This is a genomic window from Synechococcus sp. ATX 2A4 (assembly GCF_024346375.1).
In the GTDB taxonomy this organism is placed as follows: Bacteria; Cyanobacteriota; Cyanobacteriia; order PCC-6307; family Cyanobiaceae; genus MW101C3.
On sequence record NZ_JAGQCV010000001.1, the window covers coordinates 295,624 to 314,412 of the forward strand.

At 65.4% G+C, this 18,789-nt stretch carries 20 protein-coding genes; 7 read left to right on the top strand and 13 right to left on the bottom strand.

What is annotated here, in order from left to right; translation table 11 throughout:
* The first annotated feature begins 77 nt into the window (after nucleotides 1-77).
* Nucleotides 78-671: an ATP-dependent Clp endopeptidase proteolytic subunit ClpP gene (clpP, locus tag KBY97_RS01410; protein ID WP_255144857.1), complete on the top strand. Its 594-nt coding sequence runs from the start codon at nucleotides 78-80 to the stop codon at nucleotides 669-671.
* Nucleotides 672-795: 124 nt separating this feature from the next.
* On the opposite strand, the gene KBY97_RS01415 is transcribed toward clpP, so the two are convergent.
* The 5 genes from KBY97_RS01415 to pyk form a co-directional block, all read right to left on the bottom strand.
* On the bottom strand, nucleotides 796-1,050 hold the full coding sequence (locus tag KBY97_RS01415) for a hypothetical protein (protein ID WP_315857126.1): 255 nt from the start codon (nucleotides 1,048-1,050) through the stop codon (nucleotides 796-798).
* 120 nt (nucleotides 1,051-1,170) lie between these two features.
* Nucleotides 1,171-3,102 carry an ATP-dependent zinc metalloprotease FtsH gene (gene ftsH, locus KBY97_RS01420; protein WP_255144858.1) on the bottom strand — a complete coding sequence of 644 codons (1,932 nt, stop codon included), beginning with the start codon at nucleotides 3,100-3,102 and terminating at the stop codon, nucleotides 1,171-1,173.
* Between the two features lie 76 nt (nucleotides 3,103-3,178).
* Nucleotides 3,179-3,478 carry a DUF1830 domain-containing protein gene (locus tag KBY97_RS01425; protein ID WP_255144859.1) on the bottom strand — a complete coding sequence of 100 codons (300 nt, stop codon included), beginning with the start codon at nucleotides 3,476-3,478 and terminating at the stop codon, nucleotides 3,179-3,181.
* 126 nt (nucleotides 3,479-3,604) lie between these two features.
* On the bottom strand, nucleotides 3,605-4,834 hold the full coding sequence (locus KBY97_RS01430; protein WP_255144860.1) for an ABC transporter permease: 1,230 nt from the start codon (nucleotides 4,832-4,834) through the stop codon (nucleotides 3,605-3,607).
* 72 nt (nucleotides 4,835-4,906) lie between these two features.
* Nucleotides 4,907-6,694 carry a pyruvate kinase gene (gene pyk, locus KBY97_RS01435; protein ID WP_255144861.1) on the bottom strand — a complete coding sequence of 596 codons (1,788 nt, stop codon included), beginning with the start codon at nucleotides 6,692-6,694 and terminating at the stop codon, nucleotides 4,907-4,909.
* A 66-nt stretch (nucleotides 6,695-6,760) separates the two neighbouring features.
* Between pyk and KBY97_RS01440 the strand changes: the two genes are divergently transcribed.
* Both KBY97_RS01440 and KBY97_RS01445 read left to right on the top strand, forming a co-directional pair.
* Nucleotides 6,761-7,090, top strand: coding sequence for a nucleoside triphosphate pyrophosphohydrolase family protein (locus tag KBY97_RS01440; protein ID WP_255144862.1), 330 nt, complete (start codon nucleotides 6,761-6,763; stop codon nucleotides 7,088-7,090).
* 106 nt (nucleotides 7,091-7,196) lie between these two features.
* On the top strand, nucleotides 7,197-7,739 hold the full coding sequence (locus KBY97_RS01445; RefSeq protein ID WP_255144863.1) for a hypothetical protein: 543 nt from the start codon (nucleotides 7,197-7,199) through the stop codon (nucleotides 7,737-7,739).
* A gap of 106 nt (nucleotides 7,740-7,845) precedes the next feature.
* On the opposite strand, the gene KBY97_RS01450 is transcribed toward KBY97_RS01445, so the two are convergent.
* From KBY97_RS01450 to ilvA, 3 genes are read right to left on the bottom strand one after another with little or no spacing between them, the layout of a single operon-like run.
* Nucleotides 7,846-8,142 carry a YggT family protein gene (locus KBY97_RS01450; protein WP_399217074.1) on the bottom strand — a complete coding sequence of 99 codons (297 nt, stop codon included), beginning with the start codon at nucleotides 8,140-8,142 and terminating at the stop codon, nucleotides 7,846-7,848.
* Between the two features lie 26 nt (nucleotides 8,143-8,168).
* On the bottom strand, nucleotides 8,169-8,720 hold the full coding sequence (gene scpB, locus KBY97_RS01455; RefSeq protein ID WP_255144864.1) for an SMC-Scp complex subunit ScpB: 552 nt from the start codon (nucleotides 8,718-8,720) through the stop codon (nucleotides 8,169-8,171).
* Between the two features lie 48 nt (nucleotides 8,721-8,768).
* Complete coding sequence (gene ilvA, locus KBY97_RS01460) at nucleotides 8,769-10,331, bottom strand: threonine ammonia-lyase, biosynthetic (RefSeq protein WP_255144865.1); 1,563 nt, start codon at nucleotides 10,329-10,331, stop codon at nucleotides 8,769-8,771.
* A gap of 169 nt (nucleotides 10,332-10,500) precedes the next feature.
* Between ilvA and dxs the strand changes: the two genes are divergently transcribed.
* Both dxs and KBY97_RS01470 read left to right on the top strand, forming a co-directional pair.
* Nucleotides 10,501-12,411 (top strand): 1-deoxy-D-xylulose-5-phosphate synthase, encoded by a 1,911-nt coding sequence (dxs, locus tag KBY97_RS01465; protein WP_255144866.1) that lies wholly within the window; start codon nucleotides 10,501-10,503, stop codon nucleotides 12,409-12,411.
* An 8-nt stretch (nucleotides 12,412-12,419) separates the two neighbouring features.
* Complete coding sequence (locus KBY97_RS01470) at nucleotides 12,420-13,628, top strand: NAD(P)/FAD-dependent oxidoreductase (RefSeq protein WP_255144867.1); 1,209 nt, start codon at nucleotides 12,420-12,422, stop codon at nucleotides 13,626-13,628.
* Between the two features lie 44 nt (nucleotides 13,629-13,672).
* Here KBY97_RS01470 and psaK read toward each other — a convergent pair whose 3' ends face one another.
* Genes psaK through KBY97_RS01485 form a run of 3 tightly spaced genes read right to left on the bottom strand, consistent with a single transcriptional unit; the run spans nucleotide 13,673 to nucleotide 14,690 of the window.
* Nucleotides 13,673-13,930: a photosystem I reaction center subunit PsaK gene (psaK, locus tag KBY97_RS01475; RefSeq protein ID WP_094510498.1), complete on the bottom strand. Its 258-nt coding sequence runs from the start codon at nucleotides 13,928-13,930 to the stop codon at nucleotides 13,673-13,675.
* On the bottom strand, nucleotides 13,927-14,394 hold the full coding sequence (locus KBY97_RS01480) for a DUF3593 domain-containing protein (RefSeq protein ID WP_399217077.1): 468 nt from the start codon (nucleotides 14,392-14,394) through the stop codon (nucleotides 13,927-13,929). The genes psaK and KBY97_RS01480 overlap by 4 nt, the downstream gene beginning before the upstream one ends.
* Complete coding sequence (locus KBY97_RS01485) at nucleotides 14,391-14,690, bottom strand: DUF2499 domain-containing protein (protein WP_255144868.1); 300 nt, start codon at nucleotides 14,688-14,690, stop codon at nucleotides 14,391-14,393. Before KBY97_RS01485 ends, KBY97_RS01480 begins: the two co-directional genes overlap by 4 nt.
* A 63-nt stretch (nucleotides 14,691-14,753) precedes the next feature.
* Here KBY97_RS01485 and csaB point away from each other — a divergent pair, with 63 nt between their 5' ends.
* Entirely contained in the window at nucleotides 14,754-15,806 is a 1,053-nt protein-coding gene (gene csaB / locus KBY97_RS01490; protein ID WP_255144869.1) for a polysaccharide pyruvyl transferase CsaB, read from the top strand.
* Between the two features lie 239 nt (nucleotides 15,807-16,045).
* Here csaB and KBY97_RS01495 read toward each other — a convergent pair whose 3' ends face one another.
* Nucleotides 16,046-16,618, bottom strand: a complete 573-nt coding sequence (locus tag KBY97_RS01495) for a peroxiredoxin (RefSeq protein WP_255144870.1) — start codon at nucleotides 16,616-16,618, stop codon at nucleotides 16,046-16,048.
* Between the two features lie 21 nt (nucleotides 16,619-16,639).
* Nucleotides 16,640-16,876 carry a 50S ribosomal protein L28 gene (rpmB, locus tag KBY97_RS01500; protein WP_094510493.1) on the bottom strand — a complete coding sequence of 79 codons (237 nt, stop codon included), beginning with the start codon at nucleotides 16,874-16,876 and terminating at the stop codon, nucleotides 16,640-16,642.
* An 837-nt stretch (nucleotides 16,877-17,713) separates the two neighbouring features.
* Here rpmB and KBY97_RS01505 point away from each other — a divergent pair.
* Complete coding sequence (locus KBY97_RS01505) at nucleotides 17,714-18,307, top strand: hypothetical protein (protein WP_255144871.1); 594 nt, start codon at nucleotides 17,714-17,716, stop codon at nucleotides 18,305-18,307.
* The last annotated feature ends 482 nt before the right edge of the window (nucleotides 18,308-18,789 follow it).

The following is an 18,789-nucleotide window of genomic DNA, read 5'->3' on the forward strand; positions in this document are numbered from 1 at the left end:
GCACCGGAGGCGCTGCCCGCGCTGAACAGTGGGCGCACCGCCCTCGGTAAGATGGGTGGGTTGCTGATTTTTCGTCCATGATCCCGATCGTGATTGAGGATTCGGGCCGGGGCGAGCGCGCGTTCGATATCTATTCCCGGCTGCTGCGCGAGCGGATCATTTTTCTCGGCGAAACGGTCACGCCAGAATCCGCCAACCGGGTGGTGGCCCAGTTGTTGTTTCTGGAAGCAGAAGATCCCGAAAAAGATATCTTCCTTTACATCAACTCTCCCGGTGGATCCGTCTACGACGGCCTCGGCATCTTCGACACAATGCAGCACATCAAACCCGACGTGCAGACCGTGTGCGTGGGCCTGGCCGCCAGCATGGGTGCCTTTCTGCTCACCGCCGGCGCCAAAGGCAAGCGCAGCAGCCTGCACCACTCCCGGATCATGATCCACCAGCCCCTCGGCGGCGCCCGTGGCCAGGCGAGCGACATCCGCATTCAGGCCAACGAAATTCTTTTCCTGAAAGACAAACTCAACCGCGAACTGGCTGATCGCACCGGTCAACCCCTGGATCGCATCCAGGTCGACACCGACCGTGACTTCTTCATGTCGCCGGCAGAAGCAGTCAGCTACGGACTGATCGACAAGGTGATCGAGCGACGCCCTATTCGACCGGTGGATTGAGCCCCAGCGCACGGACTGAACGACAGGACAGACTGAACGACAGACTGAATGAGCGAACGGAAAGAAAGAAATGAATGAGCGTACCGAATGAAAGGCAACATTCAGCTTCTAGTGAAGCTGAATCTCACTCCTTCGGCCTATCTGAAGGCTTATCTGATTTGAGCAAATAAGCCTTGCTGAATTTCAGCTCTTTCCAAAGGGCACGAATCCGGTCGTAGGCATCAGCCTGGGTGATTTTGCCGTTGGCTTGAAGCGCAACAATCAGGCCAACACGTTCGGCGAATTGCTCAAGATTCTGGTGGAATGCCGCACCTTCCGGAGACCAGTCGTCGCCGTGGTAGCGACTGAACGACTCCATTGGAGATTTAATATCGCTCAATGATGCAGGGCAATGGTAAGTATTTTATCCAAGCCGAGCCCAGGTAGTGTGATTTTCGGTTAACGCCGGTTAAAGGAAAGCGGGCCAGTGGCACAAAATCCACCGGCCCGCGTTCAACGATCAGGTGGTGGTGGCTGGCAACAGGGGCGAAAAGCGTTCCTTCTCAGGAATCACGCTGAATTCAGCCACGATGCTGCGGAACTCATCGCCATTGAGGCTTTCCTTCTCGATCAGCAGCTCCACCAGGCGGTCCATGCATTCCCGGTGGTTGCCCACCAGTTCCAGGGTGTCCTGGTAGCAACGGTCAACGATCAGGCGCACCTGCTCATCAATGCGGCGTGAGATGGATTCCGACACGTCACTGCGGGTCATCAGGTCGCGGCCGAGGAACACCTCCTGATTGCCCGCCTCCAGCGACACCGGGCCGAGATCGCTCATGCCGAAACGGGTGACCATCTGGCGCGCAAGGCCTGCGACCATCTGAATGTCACCGCCTGCGCCAGTGGTGACTTCAGCGTGGCCAAACACCACAGCTTCAGCGGCGCGGCCGCCCAAGGCCCCCATGATCCGGGCCTGCAGCTGGGAGCGGCTCACCAGCATCTGCTCCTCATCGGGGGCAAACCAGGTGAGGCCCTGGGCCTGACCGCGGGGAATCAGCGTGACCTTCTGCACCGGGTCGTGGTTTTTCACCAGGGTGCCCACCAGGGCATGGCCCACTTCGTGATAAGCGATCAGGCGCTTGCTGCGTCCATCGGTGAGCGGCTTGCCTTCCATGCCGGCAATCACCCTGTCCACGGCATCATCGATCTCCGCGAGGCTGGTGGCCTCCTTGCGGCGGCGTGCGGTGAGGATGGCCGCCTCGTTGAGCAGGTTGGCCAGGTCGGCGCCGGTGAAACCGGGGGTGCGGCGGGCGATCGCTTCAAGCGACACATCCTCGGCGAGCTTCTTGTTGCGCGAGTGCACTTCAAGAATCGAAAGGCGGCCCTTGATGTCGGGCGCATCGACGCTCACTTGGCGGTCGAAGCGGCCCGGACGCATCAACGCCGAATCGAGCACATCGGGGCGGTTGGTGGCGGCAATGATGATGATGCCGCTGTTGCCTTCAAAGCCATCCATCTCCGTGAGGAGCTGGTTGAGGGTCTGCTCGCGCTCGTCGTTGCCACCACCGATGCCGGCGCCGCGTTGGCGGCCCACCGCATCGATTTCATCGATGAAGATCAGGCAGGGGCTGTTTTCCTTGGCACGCTTGAACAGGTCGCGCACGCGGCTGGCGCCGACGCCCACGAACATCTCCACGAACTCGGAGCCCGAGAGGGAGAAGAAGGGAACACCTGCCTCGCCGGCGATCGCTTTGGCAAGCAGGGTCTTGCCGGTGCCGGGAGGGCCCACCAACAGCAGGCCACGGGGGATCTTGGCGCCCACGGAGGTAAAGCGTTCCGGTTGCTTGAGGAAGGTGACCACCTCCTGCAGATCTTCCTTGGCCTCTTCCACGCCGGCGACATCGGCGAATTTGACGCCGGTTTCAGCCTCCATGGCGAAGCGGGCCTTGGTTTTGCCGAACTGCATGGCCTGGCCAGGGCCGCCGGGCATGCCGGAAGAGCGGCGCGCCAGGAAGATCAGGGAACCGATCAGCAGCAGCGGGAACAGCAGATTGCCCAGCAGGCCAAGGGCTGGTGGGGAATTACGGGGCGGGTGGATGTCGAAGCTGATGCCCTTCTCTTTGAGGTTGTTGATCAGCTCGGGAGCCACGCCGGGCAGATCCACCCGCAGACGCTGCACGCGGTTATCGAGATCCGGGTCCACCGCTTCGATCACGGCGCTGCGGCCACCGTCGTAGATGTCGACTGCGGTGACGCGGCCCGCCTCCACGTAGTCAAGGAAGCGGCCGTAGCTCATGCGGGCCACAGCCGTGTTGCGGGCGCTGGGGACACCGGCACCGGTGCTCTCGGCGAAGCGAGCGGGGCCACCACTGCCGAGCACCTGCCAACCAAGGAACACAGCCACCCCGAAAGGGAGGAGCCAAAGTGCGATCAGACGCCAGCGCTGGTTCATGGCTGAGAGATTGTTTTAACAACTGTAAAGCTCGGAATCCCAGAAGGAGACTGCTCCCAGCAGATCCGCGCTTCTCTCAGCCTGCCACGGTGGGGCGGGTTTCCTGAGAATCCGCCTGATGCTCCCCGGCCGGCGTGCCAGGCGGAACATCCGGCTCGCTTTCCATCAGCAGCTCATTGACCGAGAGCGTTTCAATCAGGTCAGGGCCGCCCAGGCTGTGGGTCCAGATCTCCACTTCGCAGCTGGCGGGTGCCTCAAAGCTGAGGAATTCGAAGGGGAACGCCACCCGTTCCAGATAAAAGGTTTCAGGGCCGCAGCAGCGAAGGATCACCATGCGGTCGCTCGCGTTGCGATACCCGCAGGGGAGTAGTGCCACGGTTGGTGCCTCATCTCAGAACTCTCATAAACGCACCCTCGGGGCCTGCGGTTTGGTCACGGTGACCACCAATAGGGTTTCTTAATGTTTTTTCGGGATTGTGCCGCCGGGCCAAACCGGCTCAGCTCAGAGGCTGCGCAAGGCCACGATCGGATCCAGCTGCGACGCCCGCCGCGCCGGCACCACACCGAAGAACAACCCGATCGAGCCGGACAGCGCCACCGTGAACAGCACGCTGCCCGGATCGATCGACGCCGGCAACGGGGTGAAGCGGGCCACCCCCGCCACCGTGGCCAGCCCCACGGCACTGCCGATCAGGCCACCCAGGCTGGCCAGCACCAGCGACTCCACCAGGAACTGGGCAAGCACATCGCCGCTGCGGGCACCGACCGCTTTGCGCAACCCGATCTCCTGGGTGCGCTCGCTCACCGACACCAACATGATGTTCATGATGCCGATGCCGCCCACCAGCAATGACACGCCGCCGATCGCGCCCAGCATCAAGGTGAGGCCGCCGGTGATCGTGCCCACGATCGAGAGCGCATCCTGCTGGGAGCGCACGGCGAAATCGTCCTCGCGCAGGATGCGGTGGCGCTGGCGCAGCAGGTTGGTGATCTGGAACTTGGCCGCACCGGTGCTGGCCTCATCGCGCGCTTCCGCGCTGATGAAGGTGAGCACCACCCCGAAGGTGGGGTCGCGGCCGCTCAGCTTGCTCACCATGGTGGTGAGCGGGATGTAGGCGGCTTCGTCCTGGTTGTTGCCGAACACGGCTCCCTTCGCCGCCATCACGCCGATCACCTCGAACGATTGGTCGCGGATGCGCAGGACCTTGCCGATCGGGGAATCGCCGGGCAGCAACTTGTTGCGCAGATCCGGGCCGATCACCACCACGTTGCGGGCCGAGCTGAGATCCTCCTCGCTGAAGAAGCGGCCTTGGGAGATCTCGAAACGGCGCACCGGCAGGAATTCGGGCGTGATGCCTGACACCGACGAGCTGGAGCTACGCCCACCGGATTGCACCACCAGGTTCATGGTGATCTGGGGAGCCACCCGCCGCACCGAAGGCACCTGGGAGGCGATCGCTTCGGCGTCTTCCAGCACCAGGGTGCGGGGGTTTTCGAGCCCCTGGCGGCGCGTGTCGTTGTTGCCGGGCACCACGAACAGCACGTTGGCGCCCAGGGTGCTCAGCTGCCCTTCCGCCAGGTTCTGGGCTCCCTTGCCCACGCCCACCAGGGTGATCACCGAGGCATTGCCGATCACGATGCCAAGCATGGTGAGCAGGCTGCGCATCCGGTTGGCTCCCAGCGTGGAGAGCGCCATCCGGATGGTTTCACCCATGGGCAGCTTTGATGCCATGCCTGAAACGGATTAAGGGCCCATCATGGCCAGGCTGGCCGGAGCCCGGGCGGGTCAGAGGGGCCTGGCGGATCAGATCTCGGGGCTCTGCCGGCCGCCTTGGGTGTGGTTGCGGGCGCCGCGGTGCACAAGGCCCTGCCGCAGCTCCAGTGTGACGAACTCGCCATGGCGCAGATCGGTGGTGGCATTGGCCACACCGACGATCACCGGCACGCCCAGCCGCTGGGCAATCACGGCGGCATGGCTCTCGCTGCCCTCCGTTTCGGCGATCACTCCCCGCGATTTGCGGATCGCTTCCACGTAGGCCACGGTGGTTTCGCGCACCACCAGGATTTCGCCGGCCTCAAGCCGGGCTGCGTCTTCGGGGCTGTTGGCCACATGCACCCGGCCGCTCACCGAGCCATCGCCGATGCCCAGCCCACGGCCCAGAACCGCCGAAACAATGCCCACTTTCACCAGGTCGGTGGAGCCGCTGACACCCGCCAGGGTGCCGGCGGTCTGTACCACCAGATCGCCATCCTTGAGCAGGCCCTGCTCCTGAGCCACACCCATCGCCAGGGTGAAGGTGCTGGTGGTGGATTCCTGGTTGCTGATCAGCAGGGGGTTCACCCCCCACACGAGCTGCAACTGGCGGGCCACGTTCACGTCGTTGGTGATCGCCAGAATCGTGGTGGAGGGACGGAACTTGCTCACATTTCTGGCGGTGGCGCCGGTTTTGGTGAGCGGCAGGATCGCCGCCGCCTTCAGCTGGCGCGCAATCGTGCTCACCGCCTGGCTGATGGCATTGGGGATCGTGCTGGCCATGTGCGAATCGACATGCCGGGTGGGGTAGTCGCGTTCAATGCGCAGAGCGATGCGGGCCATGGTGGCCACCGCTTCCACGGGGTAATCACCCACGGCGGTTTCGTTGGAGAGCATCACGGCATCGGTGCCATCGAGGATGGCGTTGGCCACGTCGCTCACCTCGGCGCGGGTGGGCCGCGGACAGCTGGCCATGCTGTCGAGCATCTGGGTGGCCGTGATGATCGGGATGCCGAGCATGTTGGCCTTGCGGATCAGATCCTTCTGCAGCAGGGGCACTTCTTCGGCGGGCATTTCCACGCCGAGATCGCCGCGGGCCACCATCACGCCGTCACAGAGGGGCAAGATGGCATCGATCTGATTGATCGCCTCAAACTTCTCGATCTTGGCGATCACCGGGGTGCTGTGCCCGAACGTGGCGATCAGCTCGCGGATTTCCTGCATGTCGGAGGGATTGCGCACAAAGCTGAGCGCCACCCAGTCGACCCCCTGCTGCAGCCCGAAGGCGAGGTCCTGACGGTCTTTGGTGGTGAGTGCCCGGATCGAAAGCTGCACGTCGGGGAAGTTCACCCCCTTGTTGTTGGAGAGCACGCCCCCCACCACCACGGTGCAATGGAGGGTGCGGCCCGCCTGATCCACCGCGTCGACCACCATCTCCACGCGGCCGTCATCCAGCAGGATGCGGCTGCCGGTGGGCACCTCATCGGCGAGCTTGTCGTAGGTGATCGTGGCGATCGACTGCGTGCAGGTCACCTCCCTGGAGGTGAGCGCAAAAGGATCGCCGTTGGCGAGGGTGATCGGACCCTGCTCGAAACGGCCCAGCCGGATCTTCGGCCCCTGGAGGTCGAGCAGAATGCCCACATGGATGCCCAGCTCATGGGCCACCTGGCGGATGGTGGCGATGCGCAGGGCGTGTTCGGAGTGATCGCCGTGCGAAAAGTTCAGCCGAAAGGTGGTGGCACCGGCGTGAATGAGCGCCCGCAGCCGTTCGGGGCTTTCGGTGGCCGGACCAATCGTGGCCACGATCTTGGTACGACGCGAAAGATCGGGAGGAGCCATCAGAGCGCCGGACGGTGAGCGGAAACTACCATCCGAAACCACCGGGCATCCGCCGCAACCGCCGCCATGGAGCTCAACCACTATCAGCAGCAAGCGCGGTCCACCGCCCGCTACCCCTCGGTGGGAAGCAATCCCATCTATCCCACCCTGGGGCTCTGCGGCGAGGCCGGCGAAGTGGCCGACAAGGTCAAGAAGGTGCTGCGCGATGGGGACGGCAGTTTCGACGCAGACGTGCGCGGCGCAATCATGCTGGAGCTGGGTGACGTGCTTTGGTACGTGGCTCAGTTGTCAAGCGAGCTCGGTTTCGATCTCGACACCGTTGCCAGCGCCAATCTCGCCAAGCTGGCCGACCGCCAGCAACGCAACGTGATCGGCGGCAGCGGCGATCAGCGCTGAAGCCAACAGCACCCACAGGCGGCATGCACCGTGGGCCATGCGCGCCCAGCCGCGCTTAGCCACCCCGCCACGATTGATTGTTCGTCCCCTGCCACCCGGGAGTGCCATGCCAAACCTGCGTGATCGGCTTCTTCAGCGCCTGCTGGGGCCACTCCTGACCCCCCTGCAGTTCGCCCCTCTGCTGTTGGCCCCTCTGCTGTTGGGCCTGGTGCTGCTCGGTCCTGTGTCGCCTGGCTGGGCCGCCGATCTGGTGGTGAGCGACGTCACCCTGGACGCCTGCCCAGCCGCCGATGCGGGCGCCCAACCCACCCTGCGACGGGCCGCCGAAGCCAGTTGCTATGCGCTGCGGGGCGTGGTGGTGAACCCGGGCCGCAAACCCGTTGTGGACACCGATGTGTTCGCGGTGATCGTGGATGCCAGCGGGGAGCCGGTGCTGCAGAACCGCAGCCGGGTGGGCTCGATCGGTGATGTGCCACCGGGCCGCTCCGAATTCGCGCTGCGCCTGGCTGTTCCTGCCGGCACCCCCGAACCACTGCAGGTGCGCAAGGCGCGGGCCCATGGCTTCAGCGCCCCGGTGCGCACACGCGCGGCAGAAGGGGATGAACTGCTGCCGCTGGAGCAGGCGGTGCAGGATCAGGAGCTGGGTTGATCGGGCCAGCGCCAGCTCGCTGAATGGGCTGCTGCAATCAGCTGGGTGACTCACCGGCGTCGATCAGCCGCTCGACTGACCGACTCGACTGACCTAACCGACTGACTTAACCAAAAGTGGAGCCCATCAGCGAGCCACTTGCTGCGCCCAGCAGGCTCTGGCCAAGGCTGAGCGCCAGGAAGGCGATCAGGGCGGACAGATCAAGGCCACCGATCGGCGGAATCAGCCCCCGAAAGGCATTGAGGTAGGGGTCGGTGATCGAGCTCACGGTGGACAGCACCGGGTTGCTCCAATCGAGATTGGGGAACCAGCTCAGCAACACCCGCACCAACAGCACCAGGCTGTAGATGCTGAGGGTCTGGGCCAGCACCGCAAACAACTGGCTCAGGATCGTCAGGGTCATGGGCGCCATCGGCTCGTTCTCCGACTTTATGGGGAGGCGAGCGGTGGCGTGCGGCCGCTGGGGAGCTCGGCCACACCGCGCAGGGCGAAGGTGCGGTGGAACTTCTCACTCAGGCTGATCCAGTAGGAGCGGCCGTCGCTCTGGCGGCGGCGTTCGATGAAGTTCTGGGCCAGCAGTTCCTTGATGTGGTCGTAGGCCCCGGAACCGCGCAGTTCCACAAGATCGGATTGCAGGATGCGCTTCTTGAGGGCGATGGTGGCCAGCGTGCGCAGGGTGGCGGTGGAGAGCTCCACCGGCAGCAGGTTCTGCACCAGGCCGCTGAGGCTCTCGCGCAGCTGCAGGCTGTACTGGCGCCCTTCCTGGCGGATCTCCAGGGCCGTGTCCCGATGGGCGTAGTCGGCCATCAGCGTGATCAGGGCCAGCTCCACCTGCTCGGCGCTGAGCGCCACAGCAGGATCGAGGCTGGCCAGCCGGGCCAGTTCGGCCAGGTCCAACGGCCGTCCCTTGAGATAGAGGATCGCCTCGATGCGCGCCGCCAGCGACAGGGAGGCCGGGCCCGTTGTGTCGTCGCTGGACATGGAGCCGACCAGCAGGAGCTGGGCCGAACGTACCGCAGCCGTTCGGGCTCAGGCCAGGGCGGGGATCGGTGGCAGCACGGGCCCGAGGAAGAGGCGATAGGCCGGGTTATCGGTCTCGTCCCAGTAGCGGTAGCCCAGCCCATCGAGAAAGGTTTGCCAGGCGCCGTTGTCTTCCGGTTCCACCTGCACCCCCACCACGATCCGCCCCACATCGGCGCCCTGGTTGCGGTAATGAAAAATGCTGATCGACCAGCTGGGATGCAAGGCGTTCACGAACGCCATCAAGGCACCCGGCCGCTCGGGGAATTCGAAGCGGTAGAGCAATTCCTGGCGCAGCTCCTGCCCTTCGCCTCTGAAGCTCTGGGGACGACGCCCCCCCACCATGTGGCGCAGATGCAGCTTCGCCAGCTCATTACCACTGAGATCGAGGCAGGCGAAGCCGCTGGCCTGCAGCTGGGCGATCAGAGCGGCGGTGTCGTCGGCGCCGCTGATCTGCACGCCCAGGAAGATGTGCGCCAGCTTCGGATCGGCCATGCGGTAGCTGAACTCCGTGAGGCTGCGGGAGCCCAGCAGTTCGCACAGCTGCCGCAGGCTGCCGGCCCGCTCGGGGATCTCCACGGCCACCATCGCTTCGCGCGCCTCGCCCAGCTCGGCCCGCTCGGCCACGAAGCGCAGCCGGTCGAAGTTCATGTTGGCGCCGCAGGCCACCGCCACCAAGGTGCGGCCCTGCAACTGACGGCGCTGCACATCCGCCTTCATGCCGGCGATGGCCAGGGCGCCGGCCGGCTCCAGGATCGAGCGGGTGTCTTCGAACACGTCCTTGATCGCTGCGCAGATCTCGTCGGTCGTCACCGTCACCATGGCGTCCACGTGCTGCTGGGCCAACGCGAAGGTGTGCTCGCCCACCTCCCGCACCGCCACCCCATCGGCAAACAGGCCCACCGTCTCCAGGCGGATGCGCCGGCCAGCCGCCAGCGAGCGGGTCATGGCATCGGCATCCACCGGCTCCACACCGATCACCTCCACCTCCGGCCACACGCTTTTCACGTAAGCGGCGATGCCGGCGATGAGGCCGCCGCCGCCCACCGCCACGTAGATCGCATCGGGGGGGGACGAGCACTGGCGCAGGATCTCCAGGCCGATCGTTCCCTGGCCGGCGATCACTTCGGGGTCGTCGAAGGGATGGATGAAGGTGAGGCCCGCCTCAAGGGCGCGGCGCCGGGCTTCCAGGCAGGCCTCGTCGTAGGTGTCGCCGTGGAGCACCACCGCGGCCCCAAGGGCAGCCACGGCACGCACCTTCATCTCCGGTGTGGTGAGCGGCATCACGATCACGGCCTTGCAGCCCAGGCGGTCGGCCGCCAGCGCCACCCCCTGGGCGTGGTTGCCCGCACTGGCGGCAATCACCCCCCGCTCGAGTTCATCGGCGCTGAGGTGGGTCATGCGGTTGTAGGCGCCGCGCAACTTGAACGAGAACACCGGCTGCAGGTCTTCCCGTTTCAGCAGCACGGTGTTGCCGATGCGGCGCGAGAGATTTGGCGCCGCCTCAAGCGGCGACTCGATCGCCACGTCGTAGACGCGGGCGCGCAGAATCCGCTGGAGATAATCACTCATCAACCCAGTGTGACAAGCGCCGGCCAGCGGCAGCCTGCAGGTCGCTCACCGCTCGCCCGCAGGCGGCTCGCCGCCGTTGCGGCCGCGCCTTCCCCTGCCCATTGGTGACCATTGCCGCCGCCCGGCGGGAGGGGGACCGTAGATTGACCTGTACTGAACAGGCCGGGGCATGCATCTCAGCGAGCTGAGCCATCCCAATCAGTTGCATGGGCTCAGCGTCGCCGAGCTGGAAGGCATCGCGAGGCAGATCAGGGAACGTCACCTGGAGGTGGTGTCCAGCAGCGGCGGCCATCTGGGCCCTGGCCTCGGTGTGGTGGAGCTCACGCTTGCGCTCTATCAAACCCTGGATCTCGATCACGACAAAGTGGTGTGGGACGTGGGCCACCAGGCCTATCCCCACAAGCTGATCACCGGCCGCTACCTCCGCTTCGACACGCTGCGTCAGCAAGGGGGCGTGGCCGGCTATCTGAAGCGCAGCGAAAGCCGGTTCGATGCCTTCGGCGCTGGCCATGCCTCCACCAGCATCTCGGCAGCCCTGGGCATGGCCCTGGCCCGCGATCGGCGCGGCGAGGATTTCAAGTGCGTGGCGGTGATCGGCGATGGAGCCCTCACCGGCGGCATGGCGCTGGAGGCGATCAACCATGCCGGCCACCTGCCGCACACCCGGCTGCTGGTGGTGCTGAACGACAACGACATGTCGATCTCACCGCCGGTGGGTGCGCTCTCCACCTATCTCAACCGCATGCGGCTGAGCCCGCCGCTGCAGTTTCTCTCCGGCAGCGCCGAAGAGGCGGTGAAGCATCTGCCGTTCATGCACGGCGAACTGCCGCCTGAGCTCAAGACCCTCAAAGAGAGCATGAAGCGGCTCTCGGTGCCCAAGGTGGGCGCCGTGTTCGAGGAGCTGGGCTTCACCTACATGGGCCCGGTCGATGGCCACGACATCGCCGGCATGATGCGCACCTTCCAGGCGGCGCATCGCTGCGAAGGCCCGGTGCTGGTGCACGTGGTCACCACCAAGGGCAAGGGCTATCCCTACGCCGAAGCCGATCAGGTGGCGTATCACGCCCAGTCGGCCTTTGATCTGAAAACCGGCAAGGCCTACCCCTCCAGCAAGCCGAAACCACCGAGCTACAGCAAGGTGTTCGGCCAGACGCTGGTGAAGATCTGCGAGCTGGATCCCACCGTGGTGGGGATCACGGCCGCCATGGCCACGGGCACCGGCCTTGATCTGCTGGAGAAGGCGCTCCCCGACCAATACTTCGACGTCGGCATCGCCGAGCAGCACGCCGTCACCATGGCGGCGGGCATGGCCTGCAACGGCGTCAAGCCCGTGGTGGCGATCTACAGCACCTTCCTGCAACGCGCCTACGACCAGCTGATCCACGATGTGGGCATCCAGAAGCTGCCGGTCACCTTCGTGCTCGACCGCGCCGGCATCGTCGGTGCCGACGGCCCCACCCACCAGGGCCAGTACGACATCAGCTACTTGCGCGCCGTTCCCAATTTCACGGTGATGGCGCCCAAGGATGAAGCCGAGCTGCAGCGGATGCTGGTCACCGCGATCGCCCACACCGGCCCCACCGCCATCCGCTTCCCCAGGGGCGAAGGCGAAGGCGTGCCGCTGGTGGAGGAAGGCTGGGAACCGATCGCGATCGGCCGTGGCGAACAGCTCGCCGATGGCGACGACCTGCTGATCGTGGCCTACGGCGCCATGGTGTACCCGGCCATGGCCACCGCCGGTCTGCTGCAGGAACAGGGTGTGCGGGCAGCCGTTGTGAATGCCCGCTTCCTGCGCCCTCTCGATGAATCCCTGATCGTTCCCTTGGCCCAGCGCATCGGCCGCGTGGTCACCATGGAAGAAGGTGCCCTGCCCGGTGGCTTCGGCGCTGCCGTGGTGGAAGCCCTCAACGACAACGACGTGCTGGTGCCGGTGCTGCGCATCGGCATTCCTGATGCGCTGGTGGATCATGCCAGCCCCGAGCAGAGCAAGCAGGCGCTGGGGCTCACCCCGCCACAGATGGCCAGCCGCATCCTGCAGCGGTACCCGCTGCGGGCCCTGCGCCAGCCGCTCACCGTCTGAGCTCACCCTTGGGCTCAAGCGAACGGCTGCGCTGTCAGGTGCTCGTGGTGGGCTGCGGCCCGGCCGGCGGGGAACTGGCCCGGGGCCTGGCCCGCAGCGGCGTGGATGTGCTGGTGGTGGATGCCCTGCCGGATCTGCGCGCGTGTGCCTTCAGCAGCGCCGCCTTGCCGCTGGAAGCGATCGACTGCTTTGGTCTGCCGCCTGAGGTGGTGGCCAGCCGCTGGAGCGGTTGGCAGCTGTTTGGCCCCGGCGAGGGCCAGCGCCAGTGGAGCCAGAGCCAACCGCTCGGGGCCGTGCTCGACTTCGGCGCCCTGCGCCATTGGCTTGCTCTCCAGGCCAGCGGCTGGGGAGCCCGCCTGCAGCTGGGCCTGCGGGCGAAGCGTTGCGAGCCCGTGGGCGAGCACCTGCGCACCAGCTTGGGCGGAGCGGCGGGTGTGGCCGTGGAAGTGGAAAGCGACTGGGTGGTGGATGCCAGCGGCCAGGGCCGGGCCTTGATTGGAGAGCCTCCCCCCAGCCGCGATCCACTGGTGCGCGGGGTGGGGGTGGAGTGGCTGCTGCGCGTGCCAGAGCCGCTCTGGAGCCGCTGGAGCCAGCGGCTCAGCTTCTGCCTCGGTTCCCAGTGGATGCCCCAGGGCTACGGCTGGGTGTTTCCCATGCAGCCGGGCTTGCTGAAGCTGGGGGTTTGCCGGCTGGAAGATCCCCGCCGCCAAGGGTCCCAACCGGCGCTCGGTGCCTGTCTGCTGGAGCTGCAGCGCCGCTGGCAGCTGCAGAAGGCTGAGGTGCTGGATCGGCACGGCGGCGTGATCCGCAGCTCGGTCCGACGCCGGGAGCCCCATCGCCGCGGCAGGTTGCTGGGCCTGGGCGATGCCATCAGCACCGCCAACCTGCTGGGCGGTGAGGGGATTCGCCACGCCATGGCGAGTGGCCGCCTGCTGGTGCCGGCGTTGCTGGAGGCGCTGGCTGGAAACGAACGGCTGCTGGATCGCTATCCGCGCCAACTCAAACAAGCCCTGGGCTGGCGCTGGAGCCTGAGCGGCAGGCTGGCGCAGCGCACCTGGCTGGGCCTGGTGGACGACCGGGGGGATCGCAGGCTTGCAGCCCTGTTACACGGCCTGGAGCAGACCGCCGCCGCCAGCGATCTCTCCGCCCTGCTGTTCCACTACCGCTTTGAGCGCTATGGGGGGCGGATGCTCCCCTACCTGCTGGGGTGGCGCTGAAGCGCCACCCACACGGCCCTTGAACTCAGGTCACACCCCTTAACTCAGAGCACGCCCCGGGAAGCCAGGCCCTGGATGGCGCCGATGCCGAAGATGTGACCCAGGCTGGTGGTGGCCAGCAGGGAGGCATGGCTCAGGCCGCCGAAGAACTGCGGGCTGGGCAGTTGAGCGCCTTCGGAGGGGTATTTGATCGTGGCCTTGCCGATGCCAATGGCAATCACATTGCAGACAATCATCACCAGAGCCACTTTCGGTGACCAGGAAATCGAAGCGGGGGCAAGCGCGAGGAGCGGAGCGATCATCTTGGATCAGAAACCGACGCCTCATCTTCCGGGTGAACCACCCCATCCTCACCGGGGCGTAAAACTTGTTCATGGCCCTGGGGCTGGGGCGCGTCAGCGGCGGCAGCGCTGAAACCCAGCAACACCATCAAATTGGCCGCAGTGAGGAAGGCCTCCGCGCCGCCATGCAGGGGGTCGACATCGGCCAGCTGGTGGCCGAAACGCAGCTCTGCCACCACCGCAGCCACGATCGTGACAGCCACGAACACCAGCGTGAACTGAAACCCCCGCAAGGCCAACGGCGGAAAGCGACCGCTGCGGCCGGCCCAGCGCAGAAAGGCCAGATAGGGCAGCAGCGAAAGCACGAACAGGGGCGCTGGATCCACGCCCGCCAGCGGCTCCAGCAGCGCGGAACTGGAGGCGGCGCTGATGGCCGCAGCAAGGCCCTGCAGAGGGGCAACGAACAGCGGCATGACGATCGTCATGCCTGACGCGGCGCCGGCAGCAACTGCCAGGCGGCAGCCGCCAGGGCGATGTTGCCGATCAAGGTGGTGAAGGCCTGGAACACCACCAGGCCGCGCAGGGCTTCGGTGTTATCGAACAGGTGCCAGGTGCAGGCCGCCATGGCGCTCACAAGGGCGGGCAACATGGCCAACGCCAACCAGCGCCATTGCGGTTCCTGGCGCCGCTCCCCCCAGCGCACGATCGCGGCGATCGCCAGCATCCATTCCAACACCGAGGCGATGTGGATCCACCAGGTGGGAAGCGAGAGCGCGTGCATCGGAGCGTCCGCTCGAATGGGCTCATCATGAAGGACCTTGCTGCCGCTGCGTCAGACAGCTCGATGCCGACCCACCCCCTGCTCTGCGGTTACTACGGCGAGCACAACCTCGGCGATGACGCCTTGCTCGCGGCCCTGTTGGCGCAGCTGCCGGCGGGGTGCGACCCGCTCGTGACCGCGTTCGATCGAGAGGAGGTGGAGCGCTGCTTCGGGGTGCGCACGGTGGAGCGGCGCCGCCTGCCGGCGGTGCTGCAGGCCCTGGGCAGCTGCGACGCGCTGGTGCTGGGTGGCGGCAGCCTGCTGCAGGACGCCACCAGCTTCGGCAGCCTGATCTATTACACGGCGCTGATCCTGCGGGCACGGCTGGCGGGCCTGCCGGTGCTGCTCTGGGGCCAGGGGCTGGGCCCGCTGCGCCGGCGCCGCAGCCGCCTGCTGGTGCAGCGCCTGCTGCCGCTGGTGCAGGGGATCACCTGGCGGGATACCGGTTCAGCCGCCATGGCTGCAGGGTGGGGCATAGAGGCACCGGTGGGTAGTGATCCGGTGTGGTCGTTGCCGGCCCAGCGCTGGCAAGGGCCGGGCGGCCCGATCGTGCTCTGCTGGCGCCCCACCGCGCTGCTCACCGACAGCGGCTGGGCCGTGCTGCTGCAGGCCCTCGATCAGGTGGCCACCCGCCTGGACCGGCCGGTGCACTGGCTCCCCTTCCACCGCCAGCAGGACACGGGCTTGCTGCAGGAGTTGCGGGAGCGGCGCCTGGTGCCACCGGGCCTTGAGGCCCGCAGCCGCGACCTGCAGGTGGAAAATCCCCAGCAGGCCTGCGAGCAGTTCCGTGGGGCCGCGCTGGTGGTGTCGATGCGGTTGCATGGCCTGATCCTGGCCGCCCTGGCGGGGGCCCCCTGCGCCGCCCTCAGCTACGACCCGAAGGTGAAGAGGGCCGCCGAGGCCCTGGCTTGCCCCTGCACCGACCTGGAAGCGGGGGCCATGGCCATGCCCCAGGCAGCGGCCCTGGGGCAGAGCTGGCTGAGCGTGGCGGAGATTCCGCCGGCACCAGCCACCATCAACCAGTTGCGACAGCAGACGGGGGTTCACGCTGAACTGCTGCATCACCAGCTGGGCTGATGGCGAGGAGCTCGCTCGCAGCTGGGCCGCCTGGCAGCTTGACTGGCAAGGCGATGCCCTTGGCCGCTCTGCGATGGACCGCGTGAAACTGCAGATCCTGCTCAGCGTATTGATCCCGCTGGGCGGGATTGCCTATTGGCTGAGCACCCTCGGCTTCTTCGACAAGCCTTAATTAAAGGATCGCCGACCGCGCATCCTTTTGTGGGCTCTTCGGTCCTGGGCTGCCAGGTGGTGGGCGCTCAGGTGGTGAGCGATTCGCTGGACAGCAGGCGCAGGCGCCCGAGCTGGTCGAGCACCTCCTGGCTGTGGCCGCTTGGCCGCACCGCCACCCACCGGGCCCGCAGCGTGCCTTGAGGGTCGATCAGGAACGTGTGACGCTGGGAGAATGGGGGCAGCCATGAGCCGTAGAGCTGGCTCACCTTGCCGCCGGGATCGGAGAGCAGGGGAAAGGTCAGTCCCTCGCTGTCACAGAAGGCGGCATGGTCGTCGAGGGCATCGGCGCTGATGCCTGCCGCTTCGGCCTCAAGGCTGTGGAAACGGGCCAGATCCTTCTGAAAACCACGGGCTTCCAGCGTGCAACCGCCCGTGAAATCCTTCGGATAGAAATAAAGCGCCAGCCAGCGTCCGCGGAAATCCCCTAACCCCAAAGTGGTGGGTTCGGGCTGATCGGCGGTGAAGGCCGGCAAGCTGAAATCGGGAGCCGGGCGCTCCAGCTCTGGCAGCGTCCCGCCCATCGCGCTAACTGGACGCGGACGCGCCAGCCAGGCGGAGAAGAACAGGGCAGAAGCCTGCAGGAGTTGTCGACGTTTCACCGAAACCGGAGGGGGAACGGTTCAGATTTTGGCGAGGTTGATGCCCAGTTCGCGGGCGTAAGCACCAAGGCCTTTCTTCTGGATCGTGCGCAGAGTGCGGGTGGCCACGCGCAGCTTCACCCAGCGGTTGCCCTCGGCCCACCACAGACGCCGCTCCTGCAGGTTCACCTGCTGGAGCTTCTTGGTGCGCACGTGGGAATGGCTGACGGCCATGCCGTTGTTGGCACGCTTGCCGGTGAGCTGACAAACCCGGGACATGAAGGCAACCGATACTCAGTGGACGGGCAGCAACCAGGAATCTGGAGTGCGCCAAGGGGCCACCATAACAAAGGGGTGAACCTCCCAAGCGGAATCAGCCAGACTGACAAGCAGCAACGCTCAGTGCTTGATCAGCCGGCCAGTGGTGAGCGCGGCGAAGCTGTGCATGCAGATGGTTGACGTTGGAGTCGAGCAATAAGAATTTCACCGGCCCCCTGGTCAGGGGGTACCAGCGGCCCTTCGGATGTCGTGGTTGCCCAGCACGGCATGGAAGGACAGGTCGGCGGCGAGCAAAGCCTTGTCGGGGATGGGGACCATGTCGTTCACCTGGCTGAGGTGGCCCAGCGGATCGACGTTGCCGCCCCAAGCTCCACCAGTTCCATGGGCCGGGCGCAATGGACGGCCGCCATGGCCCTGCATACAGCCCGCTGGGCCTCGTTGCCGCCGCCGGTTTCGGCCGAGGACAGCCAGGCGCACTGGGCGGCTGTACAACCAACCCGACAACAGCAAGGCGGATTGTCAGCTTCTCGCAGGCTCGTGAGAGTTCGGGCGCGGTGCTGGATCAGCCTGATTCAAGCCTGCCTGCGGGATCCTTGTCGTGGATTCCGCACCACAACAAGGCCAAGCCACAGCCCGACGATCATGGCGCCACCCCCAGGTGAGGCCCGGCGTTGATCTGGAGCGCCGCTAGCAAGGGGGGCGGTGTGGTGGCGTGTCAGTGAGCGCACCACTGACGGCAGTGGTCTGCCGGACTGGGGTGCGACGAGCCGGTATCCCTTGCAACACCGCTGCCAGGAATAATTCTGCTATGAGGTGACTCAGCCATCTAACTAGGCCTTGGCGAAAATCCTCACTTCTTTTGGCCAAGCATCCTGCGCCAAGTCAGTGGCCTCCTCTTCTCTGCACCGACTCGGTGCATTGGCCAAAACAGCCCTTGGTGCTGCTGTGATTGCCATCGGGAGCATTGGTCTTACCGCCGGTCAGGCCGAAGCTCTTGTCGTTACTGTTGAAGTGGGCGGTTCCACATTCGAAGTGACCACCTTCACGGGGCTCTACAACGACAACATCGGCAAATTCGAAACTGCGGCCAATGGTGGCGTGATGCCTTGGTGGGATGACGAACAACTTGCGCTTGACCTCGCTGAAACAGTGGGCAATGCCTTTGGCGCAACCAACGGGCCCTTTGGGCCCTTCTTCGCATATGATTTTGTGGATCCGAGTATCTTTGTCGCCGTCGGTTCTAGTTTTGGCAGTGTTGTAGCTATTACGGGCGCTACCAATGTAGTGAGTTCAGAAACATGGGCCCAAGCAACCGAAGTGCCAGGCCCATTGCCTGCCCTTGGCGCCGCTGCTGCATTCGGCTTCAGCCGCAAGCTCAGGAAGCGAATTAAGGATAGCGAAAGTTCTTTTTCGAGCACTTACACTCTCTGATCCAATACTTGTCACCTTTCACGGCTGCTAAGTCCTTTTTAACCAAGGCAGTGGGGCTTTTGATCCACCAGTGAGCAGGCGATTTTAAGCCACCGCTGACCATTAATTAGCCCACCCCTTTCCGCTGCTTGTTCCGTGGATAACTCATTCGCACTTGATCGTTGATTCTTGTTCTACTGCTGCCACGCTCCTGAGAGGTTCACGTTCAAGCACTTCGAACAACTGGTTCGCTTCCCAGTCTCTGTCCCTGGCCCCATTGGGCCGCCTGAACGTCTCCGCCAGTGACTGACATTCCAGTGGCAGCGGTAGCTCTCGCCCGCCGCTCGGACTGCCCGTAGTTGCTGTACAGGGTATGGAAGCCCTTGCGCACCCCGGCCACCTTCGGGTTGGCGTGGATGTAGCGCAGCGTGGCCAGCATCCGCCACGTGTCTCTGGGATCAATCGGCGTGGAGAAGTCGCGGGCCTCCCAGCAGTGGCCGCAG